9 protein-coding genes are annotated in these 13,014 nt (G+C 63.9%); 6 read left to right on the forward strand and 3 right to left on the reverse strand.

Annotation, left to right across the window (positions count from 1 at the left end):
- Nucleotides 1-117: 117 nt before the first annotated feature.
- The 3 genes from GTW58_RS12245 to GTW58_RS12255 are packed head-to-tail and all read right to left on the reverse strand — an operon-like array spanning nt 118 to nt 5,559.
- Nucleotides 118-2,106 (reverse strand): penicillin-binding transpeptidase domain-containing protein, encoded by a 1,989-nt coding sequence (locus GTW58_RS12245; RefSeq protein WP_119933724.1) that lies wholly within the window; start codon nt 2,104-2,106, stop codon nt 118-120.
- A 9-nt stretch (nt 2,107-2,115) separates the two neighbouring features.
- Nucleotides 2,116-4,089, reverse strand: coding sequence for a vWA domain-containing protein (locus GTW58_RS12250; protein WP_119933725.1), 1,974 nt, complete (start codon nt 4,087-4,089; stop codon nt 2,116-2,118).
- Nucleotides 4,090-4,110: 21 nt separating this feature from the next.
- A complete protein-coding gene (locus tag GTW58_RS12255) occupies nt 4,111-5,559 on the reverse strand; it encodes a sigma 54-interacting transcriptional regulator (RefSeq protein ID WP_119933726.1) in 1,449 nt (482 codons plus the stop codon).
- Nucleotides 5,560-5,815: 256 nt separating this feature from the next.
- On the opposite strand from GTW58_RS12255, the gene GTW58_RS12260 reads away from it, so the two are divergent.
- From GTW58_RS12260 to GTW58_RS12285, 6 genes are all read left to right on the forward strand, one after another.
- Nucleotides 5,816-6,235, forward strand: coding sequence for a prevent-host-death protein (locus tag GTW58_RS12260; RefSeq protein ID WP_119933727.1), 420 nt, complete (start codon nt 5,816-5,818; stop codon nt 6,233-6,235).
- Nucleotides 6,236-6,688: 453 nt separating this feature from the next.
- Nucleotides 6,689-7,348 (forward strand): MSMEG_4193 family putative phosphomutase, encoded by a 660-nt coding sequence (locus GTW58_RS12265; RefSeq protein WP_232818132.1) that lies wholly within the window; start codon nt 6,689-6,691, stop codon nt 7,346-7,348.
- Between the two features lie 4 nt (nt 7,349-7,352).
- Entirely contained in the window at nt 7,353-8,054 is a 702-nt protein-coding gene (locus tag GTW58_RS12270) for an SCO1664 family protein (RefSeq protein WP_047688911.1), read from the forward strand.
- Between the two features lie 284 nt (nt 8,055-8,338).
- Nucleotides 8,339-10,420 (forward strand): glucose PTS transporter subunit IIA, encoded by a 2,082-nt coding sequence (locus tag GTW58_RS12275; RefSeq protein WP_168023531.1) that lies wholly within the window; start codon nt 8,339-8,341, stop codon nt 10,418-10,420.
- Between the two features lie 44 nt (nt 10,421-10,464).
- A complete protein-coding gene (locus tag GTW58_RS12280) occupies nt 10,465-11,874 on the forward strand; it encodes a glycoside hydrolase family 1 protein (RefSeq protein WP_119933731.1) in 1,410 nt (469 codons plus the stop codon).
- Nucleotides 11,875-12,010: 136 nt separating this feature from the next.
- Complete coding sequence (locus GTW58_RS12285; RefSeq protein WP_119933732.1) at nt 12,011-12,853, forward strand: PRD domain-containing protein; 843 nt, start codon at nt 12,011-12,013, stop codon at nt 12,851-12,853.
- Nucleotides 12,854-13,014: the final 161 nt, after the last annotated feature.

The following is a 13,014-nucleotide window of genomic DNA, read 5'->3' on the forward strand; positions in this document are numbered from 1 at the left end:
TGCTGAGGTCCTCACGCAGTTGCTGAACACCGACCACAAAACCGGTGTTGCAACCACCACATGAATCCACCTGCTGAAGATGGGACATAACGGAGGTCTCGGCGGTAGGGAACAGGGTCAGGACCCCTGGGCGGCCTCCAAGAACTTGAGGGCCAAGGGCCCCCCGGTGACGGCACCGCCTTCACCGTCCTCCACGAACACGGAGATCGCCAGGTCCTGGTGGGCGGCGATGATCCAGGCGTGGGTCTTGGGCGGGTCATCCGTGCCGAACTCGGCGGTGCCGGTCTTGCCCATGGCGGTGTCCGGGCTCAGTGCCTTCAAGTCTTGCAGGTAGCCGGTGGTGACCACCTCGCGCATGCCGCGGCGCAACTGTTCAGCCTCATCAGATGTGAGAGGGGGAGCAGACGGGGTCGGCGATGCGGTTTCAGACGGGGACTCGGAAGCACCATTGAACGCCTCACGGTCCGTGACCAGTTGCGGCACCACCATCTGCCCGGCAACGGCCGATGCCGTCATGGCCGCCAAGGCCAACGGGGAGACCAGGGTGCGGCCCTGACCGAACAGGGAAGCGGCGTGGGCAACACTCGATGCCTCCTGCGGCATGGAACCGCTGAAGGCGTTGATCCCCAGCTCATAGGTCTGCCCGAGTCCCAAGGACTCTGCAGCCTCCAGAAGATCCGTGTGGGTCACGCGGTCGTACTGGGAGATGAAGGCCGTGTTGCAGGAATGCGCCAGGGCGTCCTTGATGGGAATCTCCCCGATGAACGCGGAGGAGTAACCCGGCGCATTGCCGAACTGCGTGGCGTCCACGGTGATGTCCTGCGAACAGTTGACCGTGGACTCCATGGTGTCCCCCAACCGCACCATGGCCAGGGAGGTCACCACCTTGAACGTGGAGCCGGGCGGATACTGGCCCTGGGCCGCTGTGGGGTACATCTGGGATCCGGCACCGTCCGCCAGCGCAAGGATGTGCCCGTCAGAAGGGCGGATGGCCACGATGGCCGACGGCGATTCCACATCCGCCAACGTGGACTCAGCCGCTTCCTGGAGTCGTTTGTCCAGGGTGATGTGCAGGTCCTGCCCGGCCACGGGATCACTGTCCGTCATGGCCCGCGAAGTTCCGGTGACAGGAGCTCCGTCCTCGTGCAGTTCACAGACGGAGACCACCACCCCTTTGGTTCCGCCCAGCCAGGAGTTGAAGTGTTCCTGGAGGCCACCGCGGCCGATCTGGTCCCCTGCGATCAGATCGCCGTCAGAGTTCTGGATGTCTTCTGCGGTGACCTCATCCACCCGCCCCAAGGTGCTGGCGGCAAACGTGCGGGAGGGTGCCAGTGCCATGGTGGTCTGATCTGCCCGGTATCCGGGAATCCCGGCCGCAGCGGCGGAATCAAGATCGCGGTAGGCGTCCTGGCGCAGGGAGATCGCCGGGACAAAGGCATCGCCTGCAGCGGATGAGACAGTGGCCGCGTAGGAATCTGGATCCACGTCCACCAGCTGGGCCAACCGTTTGGCCGCGGATTCACGGTCCGCAGGTGAAACCTGGCTCAGGTCCAACCCCACCTGATGGACCGGGCGTTCGGAGACAATCACCTGGTCCCCGGCACCCAGGATGTTGCCACGCTCAGCCGGTGTGCTACTCAGCCGCAGGCCTTCATTCTCCGCAAGGGACGGTTCAATCACAGTGGGGGACCACGCCGGGGCCCAGTTCTGGTCATCGTCAGAGCGGATCTCCACCGTGGTGTCGTAGCTCCAGGGTTGATCCAACCCCGGGACGTCCCAGGTCCAGGAGAGAGTGGCAGGCCGAACGCCGTCGTCGGAAATCTCCCCCAAGGAACTGACCTCAACATCCCACGTGGCCCCAGGGATGTTGGCCACGATCCGGTCGAACTGATCCTGGGCATCGGCACCAGAGGTTCCCGCAAAGGTGATGCCGGAGACGTCCCGGTCTGTCAGAGCCTGAGCGAGCTCACGCGCTTGGTCGCTACCGCGGCCCCCGGTGACCAAACCGCAACTGGTGGCCAGCACGGCCAGCGCACAAGCACCGGCGCTGCCCAGCAGAGTTCGGCGGTTCAGAGGCCGCCACCCGAAATCCGAATGCGCTGTCATGGAAAATTTTTACCAGTTCCGGTGGGCCAAATACTCCCCCACCACGGCCGAGCCCAAGTCATCCAGCTCGGGAGCCGCCACACGGCCGTCCACGCGGCGGGCCATGGCACCCAGGAACCGCTCCAAACCGGGGTCATCACCCAGGCGGAAGAACGTGGTTTGGGCACCCAGCCGGGAGGTCTTGTCCAGCTCGGCCACCGTGTGGTTGAGCGTGTGCTGGCTGGTGGGCCAGTTGAAGTAGGCATCACCGTCAGGCAGAAGGTGTGCGGTGGGTTCGCCGTCGGTGACCACCAGCAGCACCGGCTGCATGGAGGGGTGACGGCGGAAGAAGCGGTTGGCCAGCAGCAATGCGTGATGCAGGTTGGTGCCTTGCTCGTGCACCGGGGGCAGGGCGGTCAACTCCTCGGCATCCGTGGTGTGCGCCCAGCGGCCAAAGGTGATCAGCTCCAGTGCGTCCCCGCGGAACCGCGTGGAGACCAGATGGTGCAAGGCCAGAGCCGTGCGCTTCATGGGCAGCCACCGGCCCTCCGCCGCCATGGAGAAGGACGTGTCCACCAGCAGCACCACGGCAGCTTGGGTTCGTGCCTCGGTCTCCTGGACCTCGACGTCGTCCACCCCCAACCGCACGCCCCCTGCGGTGGATCCGCCTTCCATGACGGTGCGCTGCACAGCATTCGTGATGGTGCGGGTGACGTCCCAGGGCTCCACGTCGCCGAACTGCCAGGCGCGGGTGGCCCCGGTGGGTTCCCCGGCGGCACCGGCGTGCCGGGTGTCCCGGGAGCCGGTGCGCCCACTGAGTTGACGCGCGGTGTCCTGCAGCAGGGATTTGCCCAGGCGTCGGATGGCCCGTGGGGAGAGTTTGAGGGAGCCATCGGAAGCACGCTGCAGGAGCCCGGAGTCCTTCAGGGCCCGCTCCAACTCGGCCAGGGTTCGTGCGTCCACGCCGGCCTGATCACCGAGCTGGCGGGCCAATGCCTCGACGTCGATGTCATCCAGCCCCGCACCCTGGTGGTTCTGCGCCAACTGATCGGAGAGAGCCTCCAGGTCCGCGATGTCCTGCAGCAACCCCGTGCCGTCGCCCAGGCCCATGCCCTCCTGGCCCTCGAATCGCTCGGAACCCGTCCAGTCCTCTCCAGGGCGCAAGGCCTGCAAGTTGGCATCCAGTTGGCCCAACTGCGCCATCAACTCAGAGGATCCGAATGCCTGCGCGGAGAGCCGCATGAGCTCCTGCCGCTGCTGCGGGGTCATGGAGTTCATCATCCGTTGGGCTGCGGCCGAGCGCTGCGCCATGGCGTCAATTAGCTCCTCCACGGTCTGCGGATTCTCCGGGAAGAACTCCCCGTGCTGCTTCATGAACTCCTGGAAGTCCTCCTGCGTGTCCTCACCGCGGGCGTGCTTGGCCAGCAGGTCATTGAGGTCGCCGAGCATCTGACTCACACGCTCACGGTCCTCATCCGTGGCGTTCTCCAGGGCCTGTTTCATCCCGGCAAACCGCTGGTCCAGAACCTCCCGACCCAGTAAGTCCTTGATCTGGTTGTACTTCTCCCGCGCTGCCTGGGAGGCCCAGTCGTAATCCGCCAGCTCACTGACCGCCGCTGCGGTGGAGGGGGAGAGCCCGTCCAACTGCATCTCACGGAACTGGCGATCCATGGCATCCAGCCGGGCATCCCGCAGGAACTGCTCACGTTCCAACCGCAGCGCCTGGTCCAGGATCTTCTTGACCTCGTCCAACGTGCCACCCAGTTTGTGGCGCTTCAGCAGGTCAGAGCGCCTTTGATGCACGCGGCGCGACAGGTCATCCAGCCCACGCTGATTGCGACCCCCGCGGCGCAGGAACTCCCGTAGGGCCTCCTGGGGCGAGTACCCCTCCATGACGTCACGCCCGATCGCCTCCAGCGCCTCGGTCAGATCAGCCGGTGGCGCCAAGGGATCCGGCCCGCCTGTGTAGCGGCCGTACCGACTGTAATGGCGATGCGTTGCCATCCCTGTTCCCCCTCCCGGCTCTCAGCCGTAGATGGTGCCCTCGGCGTCCGCGTCCTTGGAGATCTTCTGGGACAGGAACAGGGCTTCCAAGGCCAGTTCAATGGCATTGGCCCGCTCACCGGGTGTTTCCGCGCTCAGTCGTTCGGCCAGTTGGTCGTACAGATTCACGACGTCGGCCGCTTCCGTTCCGCCGGATTCCTCACCGGAGGGGTGGCCGGGTTCGTCGTCGTCGCTGAGTGCGGGCAGGGAGTTCAGGAACTCTTGGGCAGGGACGTTGCCGCCGGTGCCGATGGTCACGGTGCCGTCCAGGGCTTCAATCAGTGGGCCCAGGTTGACCCCACGGAAGGCTGACTGCACGGTCTCCATGGTGGCCCGGCGCAGCAGGTGCTCCAGGATGGCGATTTCCCGGCCCTCCTCACCTGATTCGAATTCGATCTTTCCGGCCAGCACGTCCACGGCGGCCTCGATGTCCACCAGACGAGCCACCGCCTGGTCCTCCCCGTGGACGGTGGCCCTGCGCAGAGCCGCGGCAGCGGTGGTTTCCGCACCGGCAATGGAGAACCGGGCGGAGACACCCGAGCGCTGATCCACCGCGGAGGACTCGCGCAGCAACCGGGTGTAGCGGGCCAGGATCTCCAAGAGGGTGTCCGGTACCTGGGCCACCAGCTCGGCCTCCTGGCGAATCACGGCGATCTCGTCCGTCAACTCCAGGGGGTAATGAGTGCGAATCTCCGAGCCGAACCGGTCCTTGAGTGGGGTGATGATCCGCCCACGGTTGGTGTAGTCCTCCGGGTTGGCCGAAGCCACCACCAGGACGTCCAGGGGCAGGCGCAGCACGTAACCGCGGATCTGGACGTCACGTTCCTCCATGACGTTGAGCATGGACACCTGGATGCGTTCAGCAAGGTCAGGGAGTTCATTGATGGCCACGATGCCGCGGTGGGCGCGTGGAATCAGGCCGTAGTGGATGGTTTCCGGATCCCCCAGACGGCGGCCTTCTGCCACGCGAATGGGGTCCACGTCCCCGATCAGGTCGGCCACGGAAGTGTCCGGGGTGGCCAGCTTTTCCACGTAGCGTTCGTCGCGGTGGCGCCAAGTGATGGGCAGCGCATCACCCTCGTCCTGGATGCGGGCGCGGGTGGCGTCCGTGATGGGATCCAGGGGGTGTTCGTGCAGGTCAGAGCCCTCAACTTCCGGACTCCATTCGTCCAGCAGCCCCACCATGGTCCGCAGCAGACGGGTCTTGCCCTGGCCGCGTTCACCCAGCAGCACGATGTCATGGCCTGCAATCAAGGCCCGCTCCACCTGGGGCAACACCGTGTCCTGCAGGCCGTGCAGGCCGGGCCACGGATCACGGCCCTCCGCCAGGGCCGTCAGCAGATTGTGGCGGATTTCCTCACGCAATGGACGGTGCTCGATCCCCGCTGCACGGAGTTCACCAAGGGTCTTGATACTGGGGCGCTCAGTCACACTTCCAACGCTAGACCTGCCGTCAAGTGGGTGTTTGCTGCCGGCTCTGCCTGCCGAGCAGTGAGTTGTGCCGATCTTCTCCGCCGAACAGTGGTTTGTGCCGCCCATCAGCGCTGATGAGCGGCACAAATCGCTGCTGGAGTGACATCACCGGAACAAGACACCGGTCGGCGTCGGGCGGTGCTGTTGTTGCAACCATGCCTGGGACCGGTCCGGGCTGGTTGACGTACAAGTTGTACAAGGTGACCATGGAGTCATGTCCACCACTCCTCAACTCAGTTATTCATCCTCTGAAGCCCGCCAGAACTTCAAACAGGTGCTGGATGCCGCCGAGAACGACCATCTGGTGTCCGTGCACCGGGGCTCTGCGCACACCGCCCTGGTTTCTGGGCCACGCCTGCGCCGGTACCTGGAGTTGACCTGCCCGGCGCATGCTCGAACGGTGGTGGAAGAAGGCGGGTACGTGATCTTCCTGGACGGACGTCCTTTCGCTGCAGAAGGAGCCACCTTGCAGGAGGCGATCGATGACTTGATCGTTGTGCTGCGTGAATACGCGCAGGATTGGGGTTCTCGACTCCGGTTGGCTCCCAATCACGCGGATCACTGGGGTCTGGTGCAGTTGATCAATCTCTCCTCGGACCAAGAACTCACCGACTGGCTCAAGGCGGAAGGGTGAGTAAATACCCACCGGCCACCAGGGAGGACCACGATGACTTCTGTACGGTTGAAGGGTGGGTTCTTGTGCGTGGAGCATCGGGCAAGCCGGTTACACACCACCGCACCTATGAGCTGACTCTGACCGACGGGCGAATCCTGAGAACTCGAATCTCACGGCCTGTGGATCGAACGCAGTACCGCCCGTCCCTGTGGGCACATGTTTCACGCGACCAGTTGGAAGTGACCGCTGATGAGTTCTGGACGTGCGCGCGGGATCGCGTGGTGCCCGGACGGAGCAGACCGGTTCAGCCTGATGCGCAGTCCCCGCCGCTGTACGTCGTGGAGCGCTTGATCAGGAAGGGATTGTCAGCACGGGAGATTGCATCCATGTCTGAGGATGAAGCAATCGAATGTCTGCACAGTATGTGGAGCCAGGAGCCTGGCCCCAGCGGGCCGGAGTAGCGTGGAGCCCGTGACAGACAGCCAGAGCACGGCGGCAGAAAGCGCGCAGAAGCCCACCACGGTGATCTTGGTGCGCCATGGGCGGACGCCCACCACCGGCCAGGTTCTACCGGGCCGCGCACCCGGCTTGTACCTGTCCCAGACGGGGCGTGACCAGGCGCAACACGTGGCCGACCGACTGGCCGGAGTGCCCGTGAGTGCCATCTACACCTCTCCCATGGAGCGCACGCGTGAAACGGCTGAACCCACCGAGCGTGCCACCAGGCTCACTGCCGTGGTGGAGCCAGATCTGATTGAATGCGACTTCGGTGACTGGACGGGGCGCACCCTCACGGAGCTGATGAAACTGCCGGAGTGGTCGGCGGTGCAGCGGACGCCGTCGTCGTTCCGGTTCCCCAACGGTGAGAGCTTCAGCCATATGCAGGCGCGGATGGTGGATGTCGTGGAGCGGATCCAAGGCGCGCATCCGGGCGGCACGGTGGTGTGTTTCTCCCACGCTGATCCCTTGAAGGCTCTGCTGGCGCACGCACTGGGCAGTCATCTGGATCAGTTCCAGCGCATCGTGGTGGATCCGTGCTCGGTCTCCGTGATCGCGTATCACCCGGGGCAGGCGCCGCAGGTGCTGCGCGTCAACTCAACCGAGGGCTCCTTGGCGTCGTTGGTCTCCTGAGCCCATGTACGACGACGAAGCCCTCCTGGCCACCGGTGACATCGAACTGGTGGGGCTGATCGAGTCCAGCAGCAACTCCGCGCTGTTGGTGCAGGTCTTGGGTGAAGCCGAACAGTCCATGGCGGTCTACAAGCCTGAGGAGGGGGAGCGGCCGCTGCGTGATTTCCCGCCGCGGATCTACCGGCGTGAGCGCGCGGCCTATGTCCTGTCAGAGGGTCTGGGGTGGAATCTGGTGCCGCCCACCGTGCTGCGCGACGACGCCCCGTTCGGTCCCGGTTCCGTGCAGAAATTCATCCCGCATGACCCGCGGCAGCACTACTTCACGCTCTACGACAACCACCCAGAGACTCATGAGCAGTTGATGCGGACGGCGGTGTTCGACGTCGTTGCCAACAACACCGACCGCAAAGGTGGCCATGTGCTGTTGGGCGCGGACGGGCACGTGTGGGGGATTGATCAGGGGCTGTGTTTCTCCGCGCCGTTCAAGCTGCGCACGGTGATCTGGGAGTTCGCAGGCCTGCCGCTGCCGGAGGACCTGGTTGCTGACCTCCAGCGTTTGGAGGATGACCTGCCTGCTGAACTGGAGGAGTTGCTGTTTCCCGTGGAGCAGTACGCCATTCAGCTGCGGGTCCGTGAACTCCTGGATGCCGGGGTGCTCCCGTTCGACGAAACCGGCGGCTACCGCATCCCCTGGCCACCCCTGTGATCCACCATCGCCCAGACCTCCGTTTCAGCCCGTTTTCACGCTGATCCTGGGCTGAAACGGAGGTCTCGGCCGCGAGGGAGCGTACGCCGGGTGGGCGTGGCAACCTGTGGCCACTGGGTTGCCGTCGGTGTGATCCAGGTCTAGTGTCTCTGGTGAGTTGACGCTCACAGGATTGTTACTTGGCCTCCCGCTCGGGGAGCTGGTTCAAGGCAAGACCTGAGATGCACCACGGGTGCGTCTCGGGTCTTTTTTTGTGCCCGATTCCGCCACCCAGTCCGCCGAGCGTGACCAACGGAGCCCTTCACGACGACGTGCGGGGCGTGACTGACAAGGGAGATGGATCCATGGCAAAGGTGGATTATCCAGCTCTTGCCGACGACATTCTGGTGAAGGTCGGCGGAGCTGAGAACGTGGAGAACGCAACGCACTGCATCACGCGGCTGCGCTTGCGCATCCGTGACATGGAGAAGGTCGACAAGCAGGCGGTTGGCCAGCTGCCCGGTGTGATCACGGTGGTGGAGGCCGGCGGCCAGTTCCAGGTGGTCATCGGTGACAACGTTGGAACGGTTTACAACGCGTTTGCGCGGCGTTTGCCGGATGACGCGGAAGGGGCCGGATCCAGTGAGAAGCAGTCCGGACAGAAGCAGAGCCTGGTCAACCAGTTCATCCAGCTGATCTCATCGATCTTCCTGCCGGTGGTGTGGACCCTGGCTGGTGCCGGTCTGTTCAAGGCTTTTGTGGCTCTGGCGGTCACGCTGGGTGTGCTGAACCCCGAGTCCCAGACCTTCACCATCCTGGATGCCGCAGCTGACTCGGTGCTCTACTTCCTTCCCGTTCTGCTGGCGATCACCACGGCCAAGCGGTTTGGTGTCAACCAGTTCGTGTTGGTGGCCATTGCCGGTGCGCTGCTGTACCCGACCATCATTGCCTTGAATGAGACCGGGGAGCCTGTCCATTTCATGGGCATCCCCGTGATCATGACCAGCTACGTCTCCTCGGTCATCCCGATCATCGTGGCGGGTTGGTTGCTGAGCTATTTGGAACGTGGCATGGAGAAGATCCTGCCCACGGCCATCCGTAACTTCACCAAACCGCTGATCTCCCTGTTCGTGATGGTGCCGCTGGTGCTCATCCTGATTGGACCCATCTCCACCTACGCGGCACAGGGTCTGGCCGGCGGCATCACCTATCTGTTCAACCTGGCACCCTGGTTGGGTGGCGCCTTGATGGGTGGCCTGTGGCAGATCTTGGTGATCTTCGGACTGCACTGGGGCTTGGTACCGATCTTTGTCAATGACCTCACCACCGTTGGTTACAGCCTTCTGGCCGGCCCGGCAATCGCAGCAGTTCTGGCCCAAGGTGCATCCACATTGGCCGTGTTCCTGCGCAGCCGCAGCGCTAAGCGCCGCCAGCTGGCCGGCCCCGCAGCACTGTCCGGCATCATGGCTGGTGTGACCGAACCCGCGATCTACGGTGTGAACCTGCCGTTGAAGCGGCCCCTCTACTTCGGCGTGGTCGGCGGTGCCGTGGGTGGCGCCATCATCGGCATTGGCTGCGGTGCGGCGAACACCTTTGTGGTGCCCTCCGCCTTGGCGCTGCCTGCGTACATGTACGTGGGCAGCTTTGCCCTGACACTCATCGGCTGCGGTGTGGCCATGGTCATCGCCTTCCTGCTGACCTTCCTCTTCCTGGACCGCGAGACCCCGGACGACGTCGCAGCGCCCGCCACCGAGGCAGCCGTCCCGGCGCCCCCGGACCAGACCGCACCGGCCCCCCAGGACCCGGCCGCTGTCACAGGAGCCACCACGGCCGTTGCTGCAGGCAGTACCGCTGGATCCACCAGCACCGCGGCACAGGCCGGTGGTAGGTCGTCAGCCGCCACCATCTCCACGGGAACCAGTGGCCGCACCTCGGTGGTCGACGTCGTCGCCCCGGTCTCTGGGCGCATGGTCGCTTTGGAAGAGGTGCCGGACAAGGTGTTTGCCTCCGGTGCCCTGGGTACCGGTGTGGGGATCGTTCCGGAGCAGAACGAGGTCCGCTCGCCCATCTCCGGCAAGGTCATTTCCGTGGCAGCCTCCGGGCACGCCTTTGGACTGAAGTCCCCGGACGGAGTGGAGCTGCTGGTGCACATCGGCATCGACACCGTTGAGCTCAAGGGCCAGCACTTCACCAACGCGGTCAAGAAGGGGGATGCCGTCAACGCGGGGGACCTGTTGGCCACCGTGGACTTCGATGCCGTCAAGGTCGCGGGTTATGACCCCACCGTGATTCTGACCATCACCAACACCGCCAAGCTGCAAGAGGTCACCCCGGCTGTGGCCGGGCCGGTTGAGGTGGGCGCGCCCGCCGTCGTCGTGATTCCGTGACCCCAGGCCAACAAAACTGCAACGCACAAGGACAGGAGAAATCAATGACCACCACGTTCCCTGAAGGATTTCTGTGGGGCGGGGCCACCGCCGCCAACCAGTTCGAGGGTGCCTATGACCAGGGCGGGAAGGGCCTGTCCATCCAAGACATCATGCCCAAGGGCATCATGGCTCCGCCGTCGGAGGAGCCCACGGAGGACAACCTCAAGCTCACGGGCATTGACTTCTACAACCGGTATGCGGAGGACATCGCTCTGTTCGCGGAGATGGGGTTCAAGACCTTCCGTTTCTCCATTGCCTGGAGCCGGATCTTCCCCAACGGCGATGACGCCACCCCCAATGAGGAGGGTCTTGCGTTCTACGACCGTGTTTTGGACGAGCTGGAAAAGCATGGCATTGAGCCGTTGGTGACCATCTCCCACTACGAGACCCCCTTGCACCTGGCCCGGGAGTACGACGGCTGGACGGACCGGCGTCTGATCGATTTCTACGAACATTACGCTCGGGTGCTTTTTGAGCGTTACGGGCAGCGGGTCAAGTACTGGCTGACGTTCAATGAGATCAACGCGATCATCCACGCACCCCTGATGGCTGGCGGCATTCTGACTCCCAAGGAGGAGCTCAGCAAGCAGGATCTGTACCAGGCGATCCACCACGAGCTGGTGGCCTCGGCCCGGGTGACTCGCCTGGCGCGGGAGGTTGCACCCGGTGCCCAAATCGGCTGCATGATCCTGGCCATGCCCACCTATCCGCTGACCCCGAATCCGGAGGACGTGCTCAAGGCGTTGCAAGCGGAGCAGGCCAACTACGCGTTTGGCGATGTCCACTGCCGCGGGTACTACCCCGGATACTTCCTTCGGACGCTGAGGGAAGCCGGTGTGGAGTTGGAGATCACCGATCAGGACCGTGAGGACCTGAAGAACACGGTGGATTTCGTGTCCTTCAGCTATTACTCGAGCGTCTGTGAATCGGCTGATCCGTCTCAGGAAGCCGGCGAGAGCAACATCATGGGTGGTACCAAAAACCCCACGTTGAAGGCTTCCGAGTGGGGTTGGCAGATCGACCCGGTCGGTCTGCGGATTGTGCTCAATGATTACTGGGACCGGTGGCAGAAGCCGTTGTTCATTGTGGAGAACGGGTTGGGCGCCAAGGATGAGCTGCTTGAGGTCGACGGCGTGAAGACCGTGCAGGACGATTACCGCATCGACTACCTCAACCAGCACTTGACCCAGGTGGGGGAGGCCCTTGCGGATGGTGTTGATCTTCTGGGTTACACCACTTGGGGTTGCATTGACCTGGTCTCCGCCTCAACCGCCCAGCTGTCCAAGCGGTACGGCTTCATTTACGTGGACCGCAACGACTACGGTCAGGGGAGTCTGGAGCGCTACCGCAAGAAGTCCTTTGACTGGTACAAGGAGGTCATTGCCACCAACGGTGGTTCACTGACCGCCTGACCGGGCATTCACCTGCCGAGACCTCCGTTTCAGCCCGTTTTCACGCTGATCCTGGGCTGGAACGGAGGTCTCGACAGTACGTGGGCGTGGGCGCGCGCACGTGTGGGTGCGGGGCGGGCTGAGGGGAGGGAGAGACTTGGAGATTCTCAGGGTATTCAACAACAACGTGGTGCTGGCCCGATTCAGCCGGGGTGACGACGTCGTGCTGACCGGCCGCGGCCTGGGATTCCAGGCCAAACCCGGGCAGAGCGTGGATGAATCCAAGGTGGTGCGGACCTTTGCACCCGTGGATGGACGGGATGTTGACCACCTGGGCCAGTTGGTGGCTGCCGTGCCGCCCGAACACGTCAAGCTGGCGGTGGTTGCCCTGGAAGCTGCCGGCCTGTCCGAAGTGGCGGACAGCAGCCCGTCCCTGCTGGTCACACTCTCCGACCACCTGAGCTTTGCCATCAAACGTGTCCGTGAGGACATCCGGTTGGACTACCCCCTGGAGAGCGAGGTCGGCCACCTGTTCCCCCAGGAACTGGCCCAGGCCCGGAAGGTCCTGGCGTCCGTGAACCAGGTCAGCGAAGTCCAACTCCCGGACGGGGAGGCCGTGGCCATTGCCATGCACCTGGTCAACGTGGGGTTCACCACCGGGGACCTGTCCTACACGTACAAGCTCACGGGCATCCTCCAACAGCTGCTGGACGTGGTGGGGGAGACCTACGGGCGCAAGTTGGAGAGCACCAGCATCAGTGTGGCCCGCTTCATCACCCACCTGCGCTACCTGTTCGTCCGTATCCAGTCGGGCAAACAGTTGGAAGGTGAGCCCTCCGCCGTCGGGAAAGCGATCCGGGAGTCACAACCCGAGGCATACCGGTGCGCGGAACTGGTGGCCACACTGCTGGACCTGCGCCTGGACACCACCGTGACGCCTGATGAAACCGCGTACTTGGCGCTGCACATCGCCCGCGTGGTGACAGACCCACGCGACTGACCGAGTTGTTGGCGGTTGGGAGGTCATCAGGCCGAAACCGGTCAAGGGTTGAGATACCACCCATGCAACCCAGTTGGTTCACTCGGTGTGCCTAGCTGTTGCGGGTCATGAGGTTGATGACGCGGACGGTCATCTGATCTCGTTGTCCGGATGTTGCGCGT

This window comes from Kocuria subflava (genome assembly GCF_012163155.1).
GTDB lineage: Bacteria > Actinomycetota > Actinomycetes > Actinomycetales > Micrococcaceae > Kocuria > Kocuria subflava.

Coding starts and splice junctions, on each gene's coding strand:
- GTW58_RS12280 (WP_119933731.1), top strand. CDS start 10,465: ATGACCACCACGTTCCCTGAAGGATTTCTGTGGGGCGGGGCCACCGCC.
- GTW58_RS12250 (WP_119933725.1), bottom strand. CDS start 4,089: ATGGCAACGCATCGCCATTACAGTCGGTACGGCCGCTACACAGGCGGG.
- GTW58_RS12260 (WP_119933727.1), top strand. CDS start 5,816: ATGTCCACCACTCCTCAACTCAGTTATTCATCCTCTGAAGCCCGCCAG.
- GTW58_RS12270 (WP_047688911.1), top strand. CDS start 7,353: ATGTACGACGACGAAGCCCTCCTGGCCACCGGTGACATCGAACTGGTG.
- GTW58_RS12245 (WP_119933724.1), bottom strand. CDS start 2,106: ATGACAGCGCATTCGGATTTCGGGTGGCGGCCTCTGAACCGCCGAACT.